Source organism: Curtobacterium oceanosedimentum (genome assembly GCF_020297365.1).
In the GTDB taxonomy this organism is placed as follows: domain Bacteria; phylum Actinomycetota; class Actinomycetes; order Actinomycetales; family Microbacteriaceae; genus Curtobacterium.
Genome location: NZ_JAIXIG010000012.1, coordinates 1 through 20,272 on the forward strand (window position 1 = coordinate 1; position 20,272 = coordinate 20,272).

The 20,272-nt window shown below is 72.9% G+C and carries 18 protein-coding genes; 8 read left to right on the forward strand and 10 right to left on the reverse strand.

Features of this window, described 5'->3' with window-relative positions; all coding sequences use genetic code 11:
• From LEL83_RS07140 to LEL83_RS07150, 3 genes are all read right to left on the reverse strand, one after another.
• On the reverse strand, positions 1-1,694 hold a 1,694-nt coding region (locus tag LEL83_RS07140), incomplete at its 3' end, for a glycosyltransferase family protein (RefSeq protein WP_372454446.1).
• Between the two features lie 109 nt (positions 1,695-1,803).
• Complete coding sequence (rfbA, locus tag LEL83_RS07145; protein WP_225558291.1) at positions 1,804-2,667, reverse strand: glucose-1-phosphate thymidylyltransferase RfbA; 864 nt, start codon at positions 2,665-2,667, stop codon at positions 1,804-1,806.
• A 10-nt stretch (positions 2,668-2,677) separates the two neighbouring features.
• Positions 2,678-3,286, reverse strand: a complete 609-nt coding sequence (locus tag LEL83_RS07150) for a dTDP-4-dehydrorhamnose 3,5-epimerase family protein (protein WP_225558292.1) — start codon at positions 3,284-3,286, stop codon at positions 2,678-2,680.
• An 87-nt stretch (positions 3,287-3,373) separates the two neighbouring features.
• Here LEL83_RS07150 and LEL83_RS07155 point away from each other — a divergent pair, with 87 nt between their 5' ends.
• The 6 genes from LEL83_RS07155 (at position 3,374) to LEL83_RS07180 (ending at position 10,876) form a co-directional block, all read left to right on the forward strand.
• Positions 3,374-4,315, forward strand: a complete 942-nt coding sequence (locus LEL83_RS07155) for a glycosyltransferase family 2 protein (RefSeq protein ID WP_198656256.1) — start codon at positions 3,374-3,376, stop codon at positions 4,313-4,315.
• A gap of 64 nt (positions 4,316-4,379) precedes the next feature.
• A complete protein-coding gene (locus LEL83_RS07160) occupies positions 4,380-5,930 on the forward strand; it encodes a glycosyltransferase family protein (protein ID WP_225558293.1) in 1,551 nt (516 codons plus the stop codon).
• Complete coding sequence (locus LEL83_RS07165) at positions 5,927-7,696, forward strand: glycosyltransferase family 39 protein (RefSeq protein WP_225558294.1); 1,770 nt, start codon at positions 5,927-5,929, stop codon at positions 7,694-7,696. Before LEL83_RS07160 ends, LEL83_RS07165 begins: the two co-directional genes overlap by 4 nt.
• On the forward strand, positions 7,693-8,679 hold the full coding sequence (gene rfbB / locus LEL83_RS07170; protein WP_198656259.1) for a dTDP-glucose 4,6-dehydratase: 987 nt from the start codon (positions 7,693-7,695) through the stop codon (positions 8,677-8,679). The genes LEL83_RS07165 and rfbB overlap by 4 nt, the downstream gene beginning before the upstream one ends.
• An 11-nt stretch (positions 8,680-8,690) precedes the next feature.
• Positions 8,691-9,542: a dTDP-4-dehydrorhamnose reductase gene (rfbD, locus tag LEL83_RS07175; protein ID WP_225558295.1), complete on the forward strand. Its 852-nt coding sequence runs from the start codon at positions 8,691-8,693 to the stop codon at positions 9,540-9,542.
• 191 nt (positions 9,543-9,733) lie between these two features.
• The gene (locus LEL83_RS07180) at positions 9,734-10,876 is read left to right on the forward strand and encodes a glycosyltransferase family 4 protein (RefSeq protein ID WP_198656261.1); all 1,143 of its coding nucleotides are present in this window, start codon (positions 9,734-9,736) and stop codon (positions 10,874-10,876) included.
• A 15-nt stretch (positions 10,877-10,891) separates the two neighbouring features.
• On the opposite strand, the gene LEL83_RS07185 is transcribed toward LEL83_RS07180, so the two are convergent.
• The 6 genes from LEL83_RS07185 to LEL83_RS07210 all read right to left on the reverse strand — a co-directional run bounded on the left by LEL83_RS07185 (position 10,892) and on the right by LEL83_RS07210 (position 16,930).
• Positions 10,892-11,647 (reverse strand): glycoside hydrolase family 16 protein, encoded by a 756-nt coding sequence (locus LEL83_RS07185; protein WP_225558296.1) that lies wholly within the window; start codon positions 11,645-11,647, stop codon positions 10,892-10,894.
• A gap of 184 nt (positions 11,648-11,831) precedes the next feature.
• Positions 11,832-12,188 carry a hypothetical protein gene (locus LEL83_RS07190; RefSeq protein ID WP_225558297.1) on the reverse strand — a complete coding sequence of 119 codons (357 nt, stop codon included), beginning with the start codon at positions 12,186-12,188 and terminating at the stop codon, positions 11,832-11,834.
• A complete protein-coding gene (gene purE, locus LEL83_RS07195) occupies positions 12,185-12,652 on the reverse strand; it encodes a 5-(carboxyamino)imidazole ribonucleotide mutase (protein ID WP_225558342.1) in 468 nt (155 codons plus the stop codon). The genes LEL83_RS07190 and purE overlap by 4 nt, the downstream gene beginning before the upstream one ends.
• Before the next feature lie 54 nt (positions 12,653-12,706).
• Complete coding sequence (locus tag LEL83_RS07200; RefSeq protein ID WP_225558298.1) at positions 12,707-13,804, reverse strand: glycosyltransferase; 1,098 nt, start codon at positions 13,802-13,804, stop codon at positions 12,707-12,709.
• Positions 13,805-13,859: 55 nt separating this feature from the next.
• Positions 13,860-15,545 (reverse strand): glycoside hydrolase family 6 protein, encoded by a 1,686-nt coding sequence (locus LEL83_RS07205; RefSeq protein WP_225558299.1) that lies wholly within the window; start codon positions 15,543-15,545, stop codon positions 13,860-13,862.
• Between the two features lie 248 nt (positions 15,546-15,793).
• Positions 15,794-16,930, reverse strand: a complete 1,137-nt coding sequence (locus tag LEL83_RS07210; RefSeq protein ID WP_225558300.1) for a 5-(carboxyamino)imidazole ribonucleotide synthase — start codon at positions 16,928-16,930, stop codon at positions 15,794-15,796.
• A 112-nt stretch (positions 16,931-17,042) separates the two neighbouring features.
• Here LEL83_RS07210 and LEL83_RS07215 point away from each other — a divergent pair, with 112 nt between their 5' ends.
• Together LEL83_RS07215 and LEL83_RS07220 are read left to right on the forward strand one after the other, a co-directional pair.
• Positions 17,043-17,546 carry a GtrA family protein gene (locus tag LEL83_RS07215; RefSeq protein ID WP_198656267.1) on the forward strand — a complete coding sequence of 168 codons (504 nt, stop codon included), beginning with the start codon at positions 17,043-17,045 and terminating at the stop codon, positions 17,544-17,546.
• A gap of 15 nt (positions 17,547-17,561) precedes the next feature.
• Entirely contained in the window at positions 17,562-19,124 is a 1,563-nt protein-coding gene (locus LEL83_RS07220) for a DUF2142 domain-containing protein (protein ID WP_225558301.1), read from the forward strand.
• A 96-nt stretch (positions 19,125-19,220) separates the two neighbouring features.
• Here the strand turns inward: LEL83_RS07220 and LEL83_RS07225 are convergent, their stop codons facing one another.
• On the reverse strand, positions 19,221-20,252 hold the full coding sequence (locus LEL83_RS07225) for a lysylphosphatidylglycerol synthase domain-containing protein (protein ID WP_225558302.1): 1,032 nt from the start codon (positions 20,250-20,252) through the stop codon (positions 19,221-19,223).
• Between the last annotated feature and the right edge of the window lie 20 nt (positions 20,253-20,272).

A 20,272-nucleotide genomic window follows, 5' to 3' on the forward strand; every position in this document is an offset into this window, starting at 1 on the left:
TGCAGGCGGGCGCGCTCGGCACGGGCCGCCGCGACGAGCACGGCGGCCCGGGCATCGAAGGAGTGCTCGGCGGCGATGCGTGCAGCCACCGACGCCCGCTCGGCAGCGGTGGGCCACGGGTGCGACGGGTCGAGCAGGACACCGAGCTCGTCGCGGGACCCCGCCACCGCCAGCGTCGGGACGTCGAGCACGTCGGACAGCCCGGCGACCGGGTCCGTCACGACGACGCCCCCGGACGCCAGCACGTCGAACACCCGGTTCGACACGAAGCCCCCGTCGGCCATGTCCGGCCAGTGGTCGTTCAGCACCACCCGAGCCGAGGCGTACGCCTGCGCGACGGCGTCCCGCGAGAGCGACGCTCCGCCGAGCGACTCCGGCGGCACGAGCTGCTCCCACCCGGGACCGTGCACCCGCAGGTCCGCGCCGAGTGCGACCGCGTCCGCCACCACCGGCCGTCGCGCGCCCCGGGTCGAGCCGACGAACACGACGCGGTCCGCATCGGCACTCGTGGCCGAGCGCGCCCCCGGGTGGAACACCGCGGGGTCGGTCGCCTGCAGCAGGGGACGCACGGGAACGCCCGCGCGCGCAGCAGCGGCCGTCGCCCACACCGGCCCGGCCGCGAAGGCCGCGTCGAAGGACCGCAGTTCGGTGTCGGACACGTCGTCGGGGTGGCTGATCACCCAGAGCAGGTTCACCGACGCGGGGTTCGGCGGCACCCGGTCGAGCCCGCGGATCACGAGCGTCACGTCGTCGGCGGCGTCGTCGTCCCGCACGTGGGCGTCCCGCCGATCGATCCGCACGCGCTGCCCGAGCCGCTCGAGTGCCCCGGCGAGCTCCGCGGCGAAGTGCACGTCGCCCCAGCCGTCGCCCTCTGCCCCGGCGGGCGCGGCGATCTTCAGCGACCAGGCGAGGTGGTCGTCCGTCGCAGCCGACCGGCGCGCGGGCCGCACCGGACGGGCGCCCCACGGTGGCAGGGGCGCGCCGGCGTCGACCCCGTCCCCGTCCGACTCGCGATCACGCCAGGCCGCGAACGCGTCGACGGTCGCGGCGTCGACCGTACGCCCGGCCTCGACCGAGCGCGTCGCCTCGCCGACCACGCGCACCGGTCCGCCGTCGACGTCGGCGACCGCGCGGCTCCAGGTCGTCAGGGTCATGCGTTCGTCGGGGAGGCCCGGTGCCGGCACCAGCGCCGCGCCCGGCACCGAGAGCACCGGCTGGTCCGCCGCGAAGACGGTGACAGCGTCGGTCGCGGTGTCCGCACGGTCGTCCGACCACGGCAGGGCGCCGGGGCGCAGCAGCCGGGCACCGCTCCGCAGCGTGCCGTCCGGCATCCGGACCCGAGCCTGCGCGACCGAGCCGGCCGCCGCGAGGGCGTGCAGCGTCGGTACCTCGACCGACACCGAGGTGTCGAGCACGACCAGCGTTCGACCGACGCCGCCGGCGACACCGGCGTTGATCGCCGGGCCGAGGCCGTCGACGGGCTCCGGGCGGACCCAGGGCAGCCGCCGGCCGAACGGGTCGATCGGCGAGGCGTCCGCCACGTAGCTCACCGCGCGGACGTCGACGCCACGGCCGAAGGCGCCGCGGGCGACCGACACGAGCCGAGCGACCTCGGCGTGCCGGTCCGAACGGGTCGTGACGAGCACCGTGACGTCGTGGTCCAGCCGCGGCAGCAGGTCCGCTGACCCGGTCACGGGGACGACGGACGCCGACGTCGGGGACGCGGGGCGGGCCTCCCGGGCGGCGTCGGGACCGGCCGTGTCGACACGGCGACGGCCACGACGGAAGAGGGCCACCGGCGGGTCAGGCGCCGAGGAGTCGCTGCAGGTAGACGCCGTAGCCGCCCTTGACCAGCGGCGCGGCGAGCTCGGCGAGCTGCGCGTCGTCGATCCAGCCGTTCCGCCAGGCGATCTCCTCGATGCAGCCGATCTTGAAGCCCTGTCGGTCCTCGATCACCTTGACGTACTCCGACGCCTGCATCATCGACTCGAACGTGCCGGTGTCGAGCCACGCGGTGCCGCGGTCGAGGACCTGGACGCCGAGTTCGCCGGCCTCGAGGTAACGCTCGTTGACCGTGGAGATCTCGAGCTCGCCGCGGGCGCTCGGCTCGATGGTCTTGGCGATCTCGATGACCTTGTTGTCGTAGAAGTACAGGCCCGGGACGGCGTAGTTCGACTTCGGCTCGGCCGGCTTCTCCTCGATGGAGACGGCGGTGAAGTCGTCGTCGAACTCCACGACGCCGTACGCCTTCGGGTCGGCCACGTGGTACGCGAAGATCGTGGCGCCCTGCACGTCGGTGTTCTTCCGCAGGTTCGTGCCGAGGCCGGTGCCGTGGAAGATGTTGTCGCCGAGGACGAGCGCGACGCTGTCGTCGCCGATGAAGTCCTCACCGATGACGAAGGCCTGCGCCAGGCCGTCCGGCGAGGGCTGCACGGCGTACTGGATCTCCATGCCGAGCGCCGAGCCGTCGCCGAGCAGGGCCTGGAACTGCTCGTTGTACTCCGGCGTCGTGATGACGAGGACCTCGCGGATGCCGGCCATCATGAGCGTCGACAGCGGGTAGTAGACCATCGGCTTGTCGTAGATCGGCATGAGCTGCTTGCTGATGCCCTTGGTGATCGGCCAGAGGCGCGTGCCGGACCCGCCGGCGAGGATGATGCCCTTCATCGCTTTCCCCTTACTTCTTCGTCCGGAGCGACTCGGTGTACGCGATGCACTCCTCGTAGGTCGGCAGCAGGCCCTGGGCCGCGGCCTCCTCGAGGGTCGGCGCGGTCGTGTCCTTCTCGGACAGCACCGGCTCGCCGATGCCCTCGGGGAGCTCGAGGCCGACGGTCGGGTCGAGGATCGTGATCCCCTTCTCGCGCTCGGGGTCGTAGTGCGCGCTGACCAGGTAGCTCACGGTCGACCGGTCCTCGAGCGCGACGATCGCGTGGCCGAGGCCCTCGGACAGGTAGACGGCCTTGCGGTCGACGTCGTCGATGCGGACCGCGTCCCACTGGCCGAACGTGGGCGAGCCGACGCGGATGTCGACGATGTAGTCGATGAACGCCCCGCGCACGGCGGTGACGTACTTCGCCTGGCTCGGCGCGACGAGGGCGTAGTGAATGCCGCGCGCGACCCCGGCGGCGGAGATCGACATGTTGACCTGGCGGAGGTCGAGCGGGTGCCCGACGGTCTCCTCGACCACGTCGGCGCGGTACGACTCGAGGAACGCTCCTCGTGCGTCGCCGTGCTGGACGGGCGTGAACTCCCACGCGCCAGGGATCTTCAGTTCGCGGATCTGCACCGGGGAATCCTAGCAAGGCACGAGTTCGCATAGGCTGTCATGGTTCTGCGCACAGCCGACTCCTGAACCGAGAGACCAAGCGAGCCCGTGAAGCTATTCGTCCAGATCCCCTGCCTCAACGAGGAGAACACCCTCGCCAGCGTCATCGACTCCATCCCGCGGGAGATCGACGGCATCGACGAGATCGAGATCCTGGTGATCAACGACGGCAGCACCGATCGCACCGTCGAGGTCGCCAAGGAGCACGGCGTCAAGCACTTCGTGCACCACAGCACGAACATGGGGCTCGCACGCTCGTTCCGCGACGGCGTCGACTACGCCCTGCTGCACGGTGCCGACATCGTCGTGAACACCGACGGCGACAACCAGTACCCGCAGGCGCAGATCGCCGAGCTGGTCCAGCCGATCCTGCGCAAGGAAGCCGAGATCGTCATCGGCGACCGGCAGACCCGGACGATCGAGCACTTCTCCGGCTTCAAGAAGCTCATGCAGCGCTTCGGCTCGTGGGTCGCCAGCCGTGCGGCCGGGCTCGACCTGCCGGATGCCGCGAGCGGGTTCCGCGCGTACTCGAAGTACTCGCTCATCCGCCTGAACATCGTGACGCGCTTCAGCTACTGCATGGAGACCATCGTGCAGGCCGGCTACAAGCGCCTGGCCATCGCCTCGGTGCCGATCACGACGAACCCGAAGACCCGCGAGTCCCGGCTGTTCAACAACATCTTCCAGCACATGTTCGAGTCCGGGTCGGCCATCGCCCGCGTCTACCTGATGTACCGCCCGATGGCGCTGTTCCTCTGGGTCGCCGCGGTGCTCGGCGCGCTCGGGCTCTGGCCGCTGGTGCGCTACCTGGTGCTGCTCGCCATGGACACGGGCGGGAACCACCTGCAGTCGATCATCCTCGGGGTGGTCCTGCTCATCACGGCGGTGCTCTCGATCGTCATCGGGGTCGTGGCCGACCTGACCCGTCTGAACCGCACGCTGGCCGAGGAGCAGCTCGACCTGCAGAAACTGCAGCGGTATGGCGACTGACACGGCCCCGGCCGTGTCGCGCTCCGCCGTCCACCCCCGGGTCGGACGCGCGGAGCGTTCGGTCGTGATCGCGCTGACGATCGCGTTCGCCGCCGTGCTGGCCGTGTGGGCCGTGGTCACCACGACCTACAAGGCGCCGGACGAGCCGACCCACGTCGACGCCGTGCTGCACCTGGCGATCGGCAACGAGTGGGCCGCGCCCGGTGAGCTGCACTACCTCGCCGCCACGCAGGCCTCGCTCGACGCGAACCTCGCCGAGCCCGCGTCCCGCCACCAGACGTGGGGCGCGCTCCTCGAGCAGTTCCCCGGGCTCACGGCGACGAGCATCGACCAGATGTCGCAGCACCCGCCGACGTACTACGCCATCGCGGCCGGGGTGCTGCACCTGGTGCACTTCGAGGACCTGCGGTGGGACCTCGGCGTCCTGGTGCTCCGACTCTTCGACGCCCTGCTCGTGCTGCCGATGCCGTTCCTGGCGTGGGCGACCGTGCGACGGCTGACCGGGTCCCCGCGGGCCGCACTGGTCGGCGGCGCGGCGATCATCGGGATCCCCGAGGTCGCCGCCATCGGTGCCTCGGTCACGAACGATGCCCTGATGCTGCCGCTCGCCGGCACCCTGGTGTACCTGGTCGTCCGGCTGCTCACCGGTGACCGCCGCGTGCGCACCACGATCTGGATCGGACTGCTGCTCGGTGCGATGCTCCTGGTGAAGGGCACCGCCCTGCCCGCCGTGCCCTTCGTCGGCATCGCCGTGCTGGCCGCCGGGTTGACCCGCACCACCGCCCTGCGGAACGCGCTCCGCGCCCTGTGGACCCTGGCGATCGCCGCGGTCGTCGGCGGGTGGTGGTGGCTCCGCAACATGATCGTGTACCACGACATCCAGCCGGACGGCCTGGCGAAGTACGCCCGTCCTCCGAAGCCGTTCCCGGCCGACACGGCCGCGAACCCCGAGGTCTTCCTCCGCGACTACTGGAACGGGGTCAGCCGGACGTTCTGGGGCAGCGTCGGTGGGCTGACGCAGTTCCAGATCGCACAGGTACTCATCGACGGGCTCACCGTGGTGTGCCTGCTCGGGATCATCGTGTGGGCGTTCCGCCGCGGACCGTCCCTGCGCCCCGCGATCGTGCTCGCGTCGTTCCCGGTCATCCTGATCGCCCTGCACATGCAGAGCGGCTGGAGCGGGTACATGAAGAACACGATCGTCGCGGGTACCCAGGGTCGCTACTACTACCCGACCCTGCTCGTCCTCATCGCGTTGAGCGCCCTGGCCTGGCGACGGGTGACGGTGACCGCCGCCGGCACGACCCGGTTGGCCGTCGGCATTTCGGTCGCGGCGACGGCGATGGGGCTCTACGGGGTCGTCTACGCGCTGCGGGCGTTCGGACAGGACGCCGCGTTCTGGATCGACGACGCCGTCGTGCAGCAGTTCGACCAGACCGGAGCGCTGGCGGCAGGGGGTGCGTTCACCCTGGCGTCCGTCGCGGCCGTGGCGCTCGTCGGCACCGCGGTCCTGCTCGTGCGGTTCATGCGGCGTCCCGAGTTCACCGCGGCCCGACCGACGGTCGACGAGTCCCAGCCGTCGGCCGCGGCGCCCCGACCGGAGGTCGAGGCATGAGCCGCCGTCCCGCCGCCCGCCGTCCCGCCGCCCGCCGCCCCGCGGCCCGCGGCCTCGCGGTCCCGCGCTCCGAGTGGGTCCTGCTCGGCACCGTGACCCTCGCCTGGTTCGCCTTCCTGCTCACCTTCGCCCTGGTCACCCCGGCCTTCGGCGCCCCCGACGAGCCGGCCCACGTCGACGCGGCGTTCCGGCTCGCCCTCGGTCTCGGCTGGCCCCCGGCCGGCGAGATGCACTACCTCGCCGCGGTCCGGCAGATCGTCGAGCACCCCGTGCCGAGCGTGGACCGTCCGACGGTCGACGCGCTCCTCGCCGCGGTGCCCGGCGACTCCCCCGCCGTCGACCCGATGTCCCAGAACCCGCCGACGTACTGGCTGGTCGCCGCGGGCATCCTGCGCCTCGTCCGGTTCGGCACGCACGACTGGGCGACCTCGGTGCTGGTGCTCCGCATCGCGGACGTCGTCGTCGTGACGGCCCTGCCGGTGCTCGTGTGGGCGACCGTCCGACGGGTGACCCGGTCGCCGAGGACGGCACTCGTCGCCCCGCTGCTCCTGTTCGCGGTGCCGCAGCTGGCACAGGTGACCTCGGGCGTGACCGTGTGGTCGCCCGTCGTCCTGCTCGGCGCGGTCCTGGTCTGGCTGAGCACCCGCGTGCTCACCGGCGACCGGTCCTGGTGGACCACCGCGGGCATCGCCGTCGCGGTGACCGGACTGTGTGCGCTGAACGCCGTCGGCCTGCTCGCGGTGCCGTTCGCCGTGCTCGTGCTGGCCCTGGCCCCCGGTCGGCCCTGGACGGGACGGGCCCTGCACGCGGGCGTCGTCGTCGTCGCGGCCGCTGCGGCGACCGGCTGGTGGTGGGTCCGCACGCTGCTGGCCAGCGGGACGCTCCTGCCGGACGCCCTGCGCGCGGTCACGACGGTGCAGCCGTACCCGGAGGGCGGCGCGAACCCCGGGGCGTTCGCCGGCCGGCAGTGGGACGGCCTGACGGCGTCGTTCTTCGGCGCGCTCGGCGCCAACCAGTGGCCGCTCCCGCCGACGGTGATCGACACGCTCGCCGTGGTCGGGCTCGCCGTGATCGCGTGGTCCTTCGCCCGCCGTGCACCGGGGCGGCGTGTGATGGTGGTCACCCTCGTCTGGCCGGCGCTCGTGCTGGTCGCCACGCTCGCGTACAACTGGCGGAACTACCTCGGCACGCACCAGGGGAACGGGCTGCAGGGCCGGTTCCTGTTCGTGGCGGTCGTCGCCCTCGTGCTGGCTCAGGCCGTCGCCTGGCGAGCGCTCGTGGTCCGTCCGGAGCTGCGCCGCCGACTCGCGCGGTCCGCCACGATCGGTGCACTCGCGATCGGCACGTACGGCGTCGGTCTGACGTACCGCGGCGGGTGGGAGAACGCCCAGTTCCGGGTCACCCCCGGCGGCCTGTCCGCGATGGCGGGTGCCGCGGTGACCGGTCCGCGTCCGATCCTGGCCGCCGTGGCGCTGTTCGCCGTCACGGCCGTCGCGACGGTGGTGCTGGTCTGGCGCGCCACGGCGACCGCGACGGCGACGGCGACGGCGACCGCGACGGCGACGGCGACGGCGACCGCCACTGCGACCGCGACCGCCCACGACGCCGACCCCGGGACCGGTACCGCGACCGCGCCCCCGACGGCCTCCGACACCGACGCCACCGCCGCCCTCCACAGGAGCGCGCGCCCCGGCCCCGACGACACCGGGGTCCCGCTAGAATCGCCGCCGACCCACGAACCGACCGTCAGGAAAGAGAACTCGTGAAGATCCTCGTCACCGGAGGGGCCGGCTTCATCGGCTCGAACTTCGTCCGCCGGACCCTGGAGGACGCGTACCCCGGCCTCGAGGGCGCCGAGGTCGTCGTCTACGACGCGCTGACCTACTCGGGCAACGAGGCGAACCTCGCTCCGGTCGCGGACTCGCCGCGCTACTCCTTCGTGCACGGCGACATCCGCGACGCCGCCAAGCTCGACGAGGTCGTCCCGACGGTCGACGCGATCGTGCACTTCGCCGCCGAGTCCCACGTCGACCGCTCGGTCCGCGACTCCGGCATCTTCGTCGAGACCAACGTCGTCGGCACCCAGCGCCTGCTCGACGCGGCCCTGCGCCACGGCACCGAGCGCTTCGTGCACGTCTCCACCGACGAGGTCTACGGCTCCATCAGCGAGGGCTCGTGGGACGAGGAGCGCCCGCTCGAGCCGAACTCGCCGTACTCGGCGTCGAAGGCCGGCAGCGACCTGCTCGCGCGCAGCTACCACCGCACGCACGGGCTGAACCTGTCGATCACCCGCTGCTCGAACAACTACGGGCCGTACCACTTCCCCGAGAAGGTCATCCCGCTGTTCGTCACGAACCTGATCGACGACGTGCACGTGCCGCTGTACGGCGAGGGCAACAACATCCGTGACTGGCTGCACGTCGACGACCACACCCGCGGCATCGCGATGGTCCTGACCCGTGGCCGCGCCGGCGAGATCTACAACATCGGCGGCGGCACCGAGCTCACCAACAAGGAGCTCACGCAGCTGCTGCTCGACGCCACCGGCAAGGACTGGTCGTACGTCGACCGCGTCGCCGACCGCCTCGGCCACGACCTGCGCTACTCGGTCGACATCTCGAAGATCCAGGCGGAGCTCGGCTACGAGCCGCTCGTGCCGTTCGAGCAGGGCCTGGCCGACGTCGTGCAGTGGTACCGCGACAACCGTTCCTGGTGGGAGCCGCTCAAGCAGCGTGCGGCCCTGAGCTGAGCGGGCACACCGTGACCAGGTACCTCATCACCGGCGCCGCCGGCATGCTCGGCCGTGACCTGCAGGCCGCGCTGGCCGGCCGTGACGTCACCGCGCTGTCGCGTGCCGACCTCGACATCACCGACCCGGCCGCGGTGGACGCCGCCGTCGCCGGGCACGACGTCGTCATCAACTCGGCCGCGTACACGAAGGTCGACGACGCCGAGGACCACGAGGACGACGCCTACGCGGTCAACGCGACCGGGCCGAAGCTCCTGGCCGAGGCCGCGGTCCGCCACGGGGCGAAGCTCGTGACCGTGTCGACGGACTACGTGTTCGACGGCAACGGCAGCGCCCCGTACGCGGAGGACGCTCCGACCGACCCGATCAACGCCTACGGCCGCACCAAGGCCGCCGGCGAGGCGTTCGTCCGTGCGATCGCCCCGGACACCTCGTACGTCGTCCGCACCGCGTGGATCTACGGCGCGCACGGGCCGAACTTCGCCGCGACGATGCTCCGCCTGGCCGGGTCGCACGACACCGTCAGCGTCGTCACCGACCAGGTCGGGCAGCCGACCTGGACCGGCGACCTCGCCGCCCGGATCGTCGAGCTCGTCGACGGGGATGCCCCCGCCGGCACCTACCACGGCACGAACGCCGGCCAGGGTTCCTGGTTCGACTTCACCCAGGCGATCTACCGCGAACTCGGGCTCGACCCGGAGCGCGTGCTGCCCACCGACAGCGCCGCCTTCGTCCGCCCGGCGCCGCGTCCGGCTTACAGCGTGCTCGGCCACGACGGCTGGTCGCGCGCCGGACTCGCGCCGATGCGCGACTGGCGCGACGCGCTGCACGCCGCCGTCGCCGCGGGCGCGCTGACCGCGTAGCCACGGCAGTCGGCCTGGAGGCGCGGGTCGGGTCACCGACGTCGGGAACCCGACCCGCGCCTCCCGGCCCGCGCCTGGCGACCCGTGCCTCCCGGCCCGCCCAGGGGGCGCCCCGATCGCCCTGCTAGGGTCGGGCAGCCGGGCGCCGGGCCGGCCCTCGGCCCCATCACCACGACGAGGAGACCAGCACCATGACCACCCTCCACGTCGTCGTCGACCAGATCGTCGCACCGGTGCCGGGCGGCATCGGTCGGTACGCCGAGGAACTGGCACGCCACCTGGTCGAGCAGGCCCCGAACGGCTGCGACGTCGTCGGCGTGGTCTCCGCGGTCGGCTCCGAGGACATGGCTCGCCTGCGCACCCTGCTGCCCGGACTGGCCGAGCTGCAGCGGCTCCCGCTCCCCCGTCGTGAGCTGTCGCTCGCATGGCAGGGCGGGATCGTCGGCGGGATCGCGAAGGGCATGGTGCACGCGCCGAGCGTGCTCGCGCCGCTCGTCAAGCACGACCGCTTCCAGGACCCCGGTCGGCAGACCGTCGTGACCGTGCACGACGTGGTGCCGTGGACCAACCCGGAGACGCTGACGCCGCGCGGTGTGCACTTCCACAAGGCGATGGTGAAGCGGGCGTGGAAGCACGCCGACGCCGTCGTGGTGCCCACGCACGCCGTCGCGAGCGCGCTGAACGAGATCCACCGCTTCGACGACCGGATCCGCGTGATCGGTGGCGCGCCGAGCGGACGGCTCCGGCTGCCCGTCGACGCCGACCTGCGCGCCGAACGGCTCGGTCTGCCGGACCGCTACGTGCTCGCGGTCGGCACGCTCGAGCCCCGCAAGGCGCTCTCGTCCCTGATCGAGGCGATGGCCCACCCGGACGCCCCCGCCGACATCCCGCTCGTGATCTCCGGGCCGGACGGCTGGGGCGACGTCGACGTGTACGGCACCGCGGAACGCGCCGGCCTGTCGCGCGAGCGGGTGAAGGTGCTCGGACGCATCGACGACGCCGACCTCGCGGTGGTCTACGACCGCGCGACGGTGTTCGTGTTCCCGAGCCTGGCCGAGGGGTTCGGCCTGCCGGTGATCGAGGCGATGAGCTTCGGCACCCCGGTGATCCACTCCGACGACCCCGCCGTGTCCGAGGTGGCGTCGGACGCCGGGGTCACCGTGGCTCGCGGCCCGCGCGAGTCCTACCCCGAACGGATCGCGCAGGCGGTGTACCAGGTCGTGAACGACCCGCTGCTGGCCTCCCAGCTGGCGGTGGCGGGGCCGGACCGAGCCCGCATGTACGACTGGTCCGACTCCGCCGCCGAGACCTGGCAGCTGCACGCCGACCTCTGACGGGCGGCGCCGGCGTCAGGGCCGGTACGCGTAGGTGCTGACCCAGTCGATGTACAGGTGGCCGGTTGCGCCCCAGTCGCCGACCTGGAACATGTAGCGGTGCGCCGTCTTCGGCACGTCCCAGGTCACGGTCTTGATGATCCGGCCGTCCACGCGGTACCGCACGGACTTGCCGGGGATCCACTCGATCGAGTACGTGTGCCACTGGCGCCACGAGACACCGGTTCCCATGCTCGTCGCGTTCGCTTCACGGCCGGGGGTCATCGAGTGGTGGTGGAGCATCGGCTCCTGGTCGAAGTTCGCCTCGGGGTAGTCGATCTCACCGTCCGCCCAGCGGTCCGACGAGGGCCAGAGCATGAAGGCGGCGCCGTTGCCGGCACCACCGGTCGCCTTGGCGCGGACGATGAACTTGCCGCCCTTGTGGCCCCAGGCACCGGTCGGGGTCCCGAAGGTGCCGGCCGCGCCGTGCTTGCCGTCGAGTCGCACGTCCATGTACCCGTCGTGCGAGCTGATCTGCGAGCCGGAGTAGTACATGCCGCCGGTGCCGTCCGGGTACGGCTGCCACGACTTCGCGTAGGTCTTGGCGAACTGGCCCTTGGCCGACGCGGCGGTGCTGAACTGCTCGCGGTACGTCTGCTTGAACGCGCCGACGTCACCCCGTGGTGCGGAGGTGGCGGATGCGGTGGTTCCCTGCCCGAACGGCCCGGCGACGAGTGCAGCTCCGAGGAGCACGACGGCGAGCGCCGCCCTCCTGGTGGAACGTTTCTGCATGGGGTCGGTCACTCCCTGACGTGACGGTTCGCACCCGTTCGGGTCGGGCGCCGGGCGACCGGATCTCGGTGGCCCGGCGTTCACGGTAGTTGCTGTCCGCAATTCCCGCGCGGGGGTTGACAAGACCTCGCACCCCCACTTCTCGGGGGTTGCGGGACGGCGCTCCGGCTGCAGGAAGCCCCGGTCAGACCGAATGTCGCGGGGTGTCGGCACCCGGGACCACGTGACTGTCGTGCCGGGCGCGCCGGCGGGCGGCGAGCACGACGGCGACGATCGAGACCACCGCTGCGACGGCTGCGGTCACCGCCGAGACCACGATGCGCGAACGCGCCGCGAGCATCGTCTCGTACTGGGACTTCGTGGACACGAAGCCGCCGGTCGTACTGCCCTGCCCCGGCAGCCGGGGCGCGAGCGGGCCCGCCTGCTGGAAGGCGAGGACGCAGACGACGGTCGCGGCGACGACCACGACGGCGGCGACCACGGCCACGACGACCAGCAGCCCGCCCGGGATCGCCCGCCCGCGACGCGGTGCGTGGTTCACAGCGAGTCGCGCAGCCGCGCGGCCTTCTCCTCGACCAGGCGCTCGAGCCCCTCGGCGTACTCGACGAGGCGCGCCGCGACGGCAGGCTCGGAGGACCCGATGATCCGTGCGGCGAGCAGCCCGGCGTTCGCGGCGCCGTTGATCGCCATCGTCGCCACCGGGATCCCCGCCGGCATCTGCACGATCGACAGCAGCGAGTCGAGCCCGTCCAGGCGGGCGAGCTGCACCGGGACGCCGATCACCGGCAACGTCGTCATCGAGGCCACCATGCCCGGCAGGTGCGCCGCGCCACCGGCACCGGCGATCACGACGCGCACGCCGCGACCGGCTGCTCCGCGGGCGAACCGCGTCATCTTGTCGGGGGTGCGGTGCGCCGACACGACGTCGGCCTCGAACGGGATGCCGAGTTCGGCGAGGATGTCCGCCGCGGCCCGCATCGTCGGCCAGTCGGAGTCCGACCCCATGATGATCGAGACGAGCGGCTGTGCGGGCGCGGCGGAGTCGGTCACGGGACGAGCCTAGCCGAGCAGCACGCGGCGCCAGGCGTCACCGTCCCGACCGATCGTGCGTTCCTCTGCGACCCAGCGCGCGGCTCGTGCGTCCGGCGCTCCCCGGTCGACGGCGGCCCGGACGGCCGTGCGCCAGGCGTCGGTGTCGTCGGGCACCGCGACCGCACCGTGCGTCCGGGCCACCGCGTACGACGGGCGGTCGGAGACGACGGCGGGCAGGCCGAGCGCGGTGTACTCCAGGAACTTCAGGTCGCTCTTCGCGCGGTTGAACGGCTCGTCGCGCAGCGGGGCGACCCCGGCGCTCCAGCGCTCGCGGTGTGCCACGAGCCACCGGGAGAACGCCGGGTAGTGCCCGTCCGGCACCTCGACGCGGCGGAACCAGTCGGAATCGCCGTCCTCGGTGACGCCGATCACCTCGAGCCGGATCGGCGTGCCGTCCTCGGCGGCGAGGTCGACGAAGACGTCGTGCAGCAGCTCGAGGTCCGCCGCGTGGGTGAGCGTGCCCATGTACAGCACGCGGTGCTCGTCACGGGGTCGCTCGTCGTCGTCCTCGGCGGCGCCGGCGGTCCAGAGCGCGGGGTCCAGGGCGTTCGGCACGATCGTCACGGCCCGCGCGACGGGTCGGACGACGTCGGCGAGCTCGGGCGTGCTCACCACCACGGTGTCGGCGCCGCGCACCAGTGCGTCGATCGAGGCGAGCCGGTCCGGGTCGTACTCGGCGCGGGCCAGTCTGCTGCGGCCCGACTCGGTGAAGAAGTCGTCGTCGACCTCGGCCACCACGCGGATCCCCCGGGCCGCAGCCGCGTCGAGGAACGGCTGCACGGCGTCGAGCGGCAGGATGTCGCGCTGCACCAGGAGCGCCGCGTACGGGGTCGTGTCGGTGCCCTCCAGGAACGCCGCGGGGTCGACCTGACGCGCCTCGGCCACACCGCTCGCTGCCAGGTGCTCGGTCCGGCGCACGACGCGGACGTGCGCCGAGGCGGGGTGCGCTCCCCCGGCACCGGCGACGACGTACCCGAGGACGGGCAGGGGCGCCGGCTGCGGAGGGGTGCCGGCGACCGTCCGGCGCAGGCGGCTGGCGGCACGGCGGAGGAGATCACGCGGCATGCGCCCATCCTCTCGCACCGCACAGCACCGCGGCGTGCCCGCCCGGCCCGGTGCGTCAGCGCCGAGCGACCGTCACCGTCCGGCAGGGACTCGCCTTCCGGTCCGTCCCGGCCCCGGTGTTCCGAGCGACGGCGCAGACGGTGTGCTCGCCGGCACGCACCCGCACCGTGGCCGCGAAGCCGTGCGTCGCACCGGACCCCCAGGTCTCGTCGACGTCGGCACGCTTCCGGTCGGCGGACACCGTCGTCACCCGCTTGCCGTCCACCGTCACCGCCACGCGGCTCGCCGATCCCGCGGCGTCGCCGTCGAACGCCCAGCCGCGCACGCGGATGCCACCGGTGGTGGCCTTCGCCGAGTCGAGGCGCACGTAGGGATCGTGCCGGTAGGAGCGGACGGTCGCGCACCCGAGCAGCCGGTCCGAGCCGGCGCCGATGTTCTCCGCGGTGACGCACACGCGTCGGGGTCCGGCCGAGGCGGCGAGCACGGCGTCGAATCCGTGGGTCGCGCCGACCCCGGCTGCGCGGTCCACGTCGGGCCGGTCGAGCACCGCGGGCGCGCTGCCCGCGGACCGTCCGTCGACCGTGGCGCGCACCCGCACCGCCTGGGTCGGGTCGTCCTCGTCGTACGCCCACCCGGACACCCGGACGCCGCCGCCGGTCCCGGCGACGACCTCGAGCAAGCCGCGGGGCGCCGCGTCGACGGCCGGGGCGCCGAGCTGCGCGTTGGCGACCAGCGCGCGGGCGTAGGGGGACCACCACTTGCCGGCAGCCGGTGCGCCGTCGCAGGTGCCGTCGCTCGCCCCGGGGGTCTTCACCCAGAGCAGCGCGTCGAGCGCCGTGCCGTCCGACACCACGCGGGGCGACGTGCCCAGTCCGGCGCCGGGCCCGTTGCACCAGGTGCCCCGCCAGCCCTGCCCGTTCCGCGAGGTGTCGATGACGTAGTGCGAGCCGCCGGTCGCGGCGGACACCTTCTGCGCGTACGCCTGCTCCTGGGCGGTCGGGTAGTAGTTGGCCACGTTCGTGAAGAAGCCGCGCGCCTGCCGGACGCCCGCGCGGTCGAGCCGCTGCGCCATGACCGCGGGCTGCACCCAGTTCGAGTTGCCGGCGTCGAGGTACGACGGCACCCCCGCCGCGGTCAGGCCGGAGACGGTGCGCGACAGGATGCGGAAGCGCTGCTCGTCGAGGCTGTCGCTGCACTTCGCGTTGCTGAGCATCGCGAGCGAGTCCGGTTCGACGACCACGGCCGCACGGTGCCCGGCGAGTGCCGCGGTCACCTGGTCGACCCAGGCGTCGTACGAGCGTTCGTCGAACCCGCCCGCCGAGTAGCCGCCGCAGTCACGGTCCGGGATCGCGTAGAGCACGAACACCGGAGTGGTACCGGCCTGCTCGGCGCCGCTCAGGGCGGTGGTGATGGTCTTGGAGAGCTGCGTGCCCTGCGTCCAGTCACCGAGCCAGGTCGCGACCGGGTAGCGGGCGATGGTGCCCGCGGCGGTCGCCCCCGCGGGGTCGGTGGCGGCGAGTGCGGCCTGGGCCTTCGCCGCCTCGCTCGTGGGCGACCGGTACGGCCCCGCCCCGTACAGCGAGGCGGACGTCGCGGACCGGATCCCCGTCGCCGTCGTTGCCATCGTGGTCGACGGCGCCGCCTCCGCAGCGGTCGCCGCGGTCGCGGGCAGCAGCCCGACGACGGAGGCGACGAGGACGACGGCAGCACAGACGGCGGCACGGCGCTGGCGGCGGCGCATGGGGGCTCCCCTGGTCGATCGGCACGGAAGGTCCCAGGGGAACACGCGCTGTGCCGCCGCGACCAGTCTCCCGACCGGGTGCCACCCGAGGGGGTGTCGGCGGTCCGGCGGACACGCGACGCCGGTGGCGCCGCGGCCGCAGTGGCGGACGGGAGGCCCGTGGCGGCGTCTCCACGGGCCTCCCGTCCGACTCGACCGGACCGGCACCGGCGCACCGGGCCGTCACCCGTCGCGTCGGGCGCGCGGGGTCAGTCGTCGAAGTGCGCGGCGGCGGCGCGGGCGCGGTAGACGACGTCGTCGACGTCCTCGCCGAGCACCGTGACGTGGCCGATCTTGCGGCCGGGTCGCGGCGACTTGCCGTAGAAGTGGTACTTCGCCTCGGGGAACGCCTCGAGCGCCGCGGGGTACCGGGCCGCGAGGTCGCCGTCCGCGGGCCCTCCGAGCACGTTGACCATGACCGCGGCCGGGGCGAAGGCGCCCGTCGCACCGAGGGGCAGGTCGAGCACGGCGCGCAAGTGCTGCTCGAACTGGCTCGTGGTCGCACCGTCGATGGACCAGTGCCCGGTGTTGTGCGGGCGCATCGCGAGCTCGTTGATGAGGATGCGCTCGTCGTCGGTCTGGAACAGCTCGACCGCCAGGACCCCCGTGACGCCGAGCTCCTCGGCGATCCGGACCGCGATCGACTCCGCCAGGTCGGCGATGCGGCCCGCGCTGGCCGGGGCCGGGGCGATGACCTCGGCGCACACGCCGTCACGCTGCACGGTCTCGACGAGCGGCCAGGCGACGACCTGCCCGGAGGGGCGACGCGCCACGGACTGCGCGAGCTCGCGGGTGAAGGGGACGAGTTCCTCGACCAGGAGCGCCTGGTCGCCGCCCGCCTCGGCCACCGCGATGAACCAGTCGTCGACGTCCGAGGCGTCCGAGACGACCCGGACCCCCTTGCCGTCGTAGCCGCCTCGGGGCGTCTTCACGACGGCACGGCCACCGTGGTCGTCCAGGAACGCGCGGAGTTCGTCGGCGTCGTGCACCGCGGCCCAGTCCGGCACCGGCAGGCCGAGCGCGCTGAGCCGCGAGCGCATCGTCAGCTTGTCCTGGGCGACGGCGAGCGCGTCGGGCCCGGGGTGGACCGCCACCCCGGCCTCGACCAGGGCGCGCAGGACGTCCTGCGGCACGTGCTCGTGGTCGAAGGTCACGACGTCGACCTGGCGGGCGAACTCGAGCACCGTGGCGGCGTCGTGGTAGTCGCCCTCGGCGGTCGCGGCGATCGCGGCGGACATGTCCGGCCCCTCGGCGAGGACCCGGATGTCGATCCCCAGCTCGATCGCCGCCGGCACCATCATCCGTGCCAGCTGTCCCCCACCGACGACCCCGACGCGCAACGTCATGCTGTGTGATCCTTCCGGCGTTCACACCGGGCGGTGCGGACGCGTTGTCTAGAATGGCTGATCGGTCGCGTGGTGCGCGGCCGTTCCCAACTCTACGGATCCTGGAGGCCACGTGCGGCGCCTCATCGCCCAGCTGGCACGCTTCGGCGTCGTCGGCGCCGTGGGCTTCGTCGTGGACACCACGGTGTTCAACCTGCTGCGGCTCACCGTCCTCGACCCCGAGCAGATCCACTCGGGTCCGTTCTGGGCGAAGGTCGTCTCGACGGCGGTGGCGATCTTCGTCAACTGGATGGGCAACCGGTACTGGACCTTCCGCGAGCAGCGCCGGTCGGTCGCGACGCGCGAGGGCATCGAGTTCGTCATCGTGTCGATCGGCGGCATGGTCATCGCGCTCGCCTGCCTCGGGGTGTCGCACTACGCGCTGGGGCTGACCTCGGTGCTCGCCGACAACGTCGCGAACATCGTCGGCCTCGTGCTCGGTGCCGTGTTCCGCTTCTGGCTGTACAAGGTGTGGGTGTACCACCCGGAACGGACCGCCGCGCGGACGGACCCCGCCGAGGACCCGGCGTCCGGCCGACCGACGTCCGGCCAGCCCCGGGTCCGCCACGACGCCTGACCTAGGATCGGTGGCGTGACGGCCCACGAGACCACCACCCCCGCTCCGCTCCGCGCCGCCCGCTGGGAACGTGTCGCGATCGCGGTGATCACGGCGACCTTCGGCCTGTGGTTGGTGGCGTGGGCGTTCATCGTGCCGGCGTTCGAGGCTCCGGACGAGACCGCGCACGTCGACGCCGCCGTCCATCTGGCCCTCGGCGATCCGTGGGCAGATCCCGGCGAGCTCTTCGTCACGAACGCCGTGCAGGCCGCGAAGGTCGAGCAGGCCACGAAGCCGTCCGACGAGTGGTCGACGGTGAGCGCGCTGCTGCAGGACGCTCCGGGTCCCTCGGCGACGGTCAACCAGATGACCCAGCACCCGCCGACCGCGTACCTGGCCGGTGCGGCCGTCCTGCGCGCGGTCGACTACGGCGACCTGCGCTGGGACCACGCCGTCGTCGCACTGCGCCTGGCCGACGTCCTCGCGGTGACCGCCCTGCCGCTGCTCGCCTGGGCGTCGGTGCGTCGGGTGACCCGGAGTCCGCGCGCCGCGCTGGTCGGTGGGCTCGCCGTCTTCGCGACGCCGGAGCTCGCGTCGATCGCGTCGTCGTTCTCGAACGACGCCCCGGTGCTGCTGGTCGCCGGTGTCGTCGTCTGGCTCGCGACCCGGCTGCTCACCGGCGACACCAGGTGGCGGACGACCATCGCGCTCGCGGTGACGCTCGGGGCCCTGGTCTGGATCAAGGGGACCGGGCTGCCCGCGGTGCCGTTCGTGGCGGTCGTCGTGCTGTTCGCCGGCGCGGGTCTGCTGACCCTGCGGCAGCGGATCGTCCGCACCGTCGTCGCGATGGCGGTCTCGGGCGGCATCGGCGCCTGGTGGTGGCTGCACAACGTCGTCGCCTACGGCCGGGTCCAGCCGAACGGCTACACGGCGATGCGCCCGCCCAAGGACTTCCCGCCGGGCGAGGAACCGACCCTCGGGCACTTCCTCGACGTCAGTTGGGGCACGCTCGCCCGCACCTTCTGGGGCAGCTTCGGCGGTCGCGCGCAGGTCAGCATGGGCGACCTGCTCACCGCCGTCCTGACGGTGATCGCGCTCGTCGTGCTCGTCGGCTGGGCGTTCCGTCGCGGCCCCGACCTGCGTGTCGCGCTGTGCCTGGCGGTGTTCCCGGCCCTGCTCATCGGCATTCAGAACCGCACGAGCGCGCACTCGTACCTCACCACCACCGAGGTCGCCGCGACCCAGGGCCGCTACTACTTCCCGGCGATCGTCTGCCTCATCGTGCTCAGTGCGATGGCGTGGCGACGCCTGGTGCCTGCTGGCCGTACCCGGCGCTGGGCGGCCGTCGCCCTGGCCGTGCTGCTGCCGGCCGTCGGTGTGTACGGGTTCGCGGTGGCGTCGGCGTGGTTCTGGAACGCCGCGGTCTTCCCGGTGACCGGCCGTGGGCTGCTGCGGTACTCCGAGATCGGGCCCGTGCCACCCGCGGTGCTCGTGGTCGTCGTGGCGCTCGTCGCGGTGGGCCTGGTGGTGTCCGTCGTGCAGGTCGCGCGCGCCGACCGGCACGCGGCGCGGCTCCCGGCGACGGTCCCCGTCCCCTGACCCGTCCGTCTGCGGGTGCGTCACGCGCCCCCACCGTGAGCAGGAATGGTCGAGTCCGGCATCCGGACTCGACCATTCCTGCTCACGAAGGGCGGGTCAGGCGGCGGGGACGCCACCCTCGACCGAGGCGGGGTCGTCCGTCGGGCGGTTGCGCCGGAACCACGTCGGGACGGCGGCGCACAGCAGGAAGAGCCCGTCGACCGCCAGGCTCCAGACGCGGGTGACGACGACCACCACGAGGGCGATCGGTGCCGGCATCACGATCGCGAGCAGCAGGGCCTGCACGCCCTCGCGCACGCCGAGCCCGCCGGGGGCGAAGACGGCGAGCATGCTGATCGCGGAGGCCATGCTCGCGGCGCCGATCACGAAGGCTGCGTCGGTGATCTCCAGCGACGGGTACACGGCCAGCGTGATGAAGTAGTAGGCCGTCCCGGAGAGCACCGCACCGGCGACGTACAGGCCCGCGCCGCCGAGCACCGTGCCGAGGTTCGGGCGGACGTCGGCCTCGAGCGGCTTGCGGCGCAGGATCTTCAGCGCGATGCCGATCAGGAACACGAACACGCGCGGGATCAGGCACACGACGCAGCCGACGAACGCCGCGATCATGAGCACGATGAGCCACGGGTCGAGCTCGTGCGTCCGCGGGTCGATGAGCAGCAGCACGAGGGCCAGGGCGAGCGTCGCCGCGATCTGCAGGGCGCCTTCGAGCAGGCCGCTCACGCCGAGCCGGGCCTTGGAGACCCCGTGCTTCGAGGCGAAGTACACCTTGCCGATGATCCAGGTGGCGGCCCCCGGGATGTAGCGGCCCATCCAGGACTTCGCGTACACGTAGGTCAGGGTCACGCCGCTGCCCTTGAGCCCCGTCGCACCCAGTCGGCGCAGCAGGTAGAACCAGATGCCGACACCCCAGTACCGGAAGCCCAGGCTGATCAGCGTCGCGACGACGACCCACGACCACTGCCAGTCGAGCCCGGCGAGCTGCCCCCAGTCGACGCTGCGCACGTACAGCACGAGGAAGACGGCGAGCAGGACGTAGAAGACGATCGGGATCGCCTTGCCCAGGAACCGTCGCCAGGTGAACGGACGCTTTCCCTCGGCTGCGGGGCGGTCGGTGGCGCTGTCGGACAAACGGGACTCCTGCTCGGGTG

Coding starts and splice junctions, on each gene's coding strand:
- rfbA (WP_225558291.1), bottom strand. CDS start 2,667: ATGAAGGGCATCATCCTCGCCGGCGGGTCCGGCACGCGCCTCTGGCCG.
- LEL83_RS07165 (WP_225558294.1), top strand. CDS start 5,927: ATGAGCCGCCGTCCCGCCGCCCGCCGTCCCGCCGCCCGCCGCCCCGCG.
- LEL83_RS07180 (WP_198656261.1), top strand. CDS start 9,734: ATGACCACCCTCCACGTCGTCGTCGACCAGATCGTCGCACCGGTGCCG.
- LEL83_RS07185 (WP_225558296.1), bottom strand. CDS start 11,647: ATGCAGAAACGTTCCACCAGGAGGGCGGCGCTCGCCGTCGTGCTCCTC.
- purE (WP_225558342.1), bottom strand. CDS start 12,652: ATGGGGTCGGACTCCGACTGGCCGACGATGCGGGCCGCGGCGGACATC.
- LEL83_RS07200 (WP_225558298.1), bottom strand. CDS start 13,804: ATGCCGCGTGATCTCCTCCGCCGTGCCGCCAGCCGCCTGCGCCGGACG.
- LEL83_RS07205 (WP_225558299.1), bottom strand. CDS start 15,545: ATGCGCCGCCGCCAGCGCCGTGCCGCCGTCTGTGCTGCCGTCGTCCTC.
- LEL83_RS07210 (WP_225558300.1), bottom strand. CDS start 16,930: ATGACGTTGCGCGTCGGGGTCGTCGGTGGGGGACAGCTGGCACGGATG.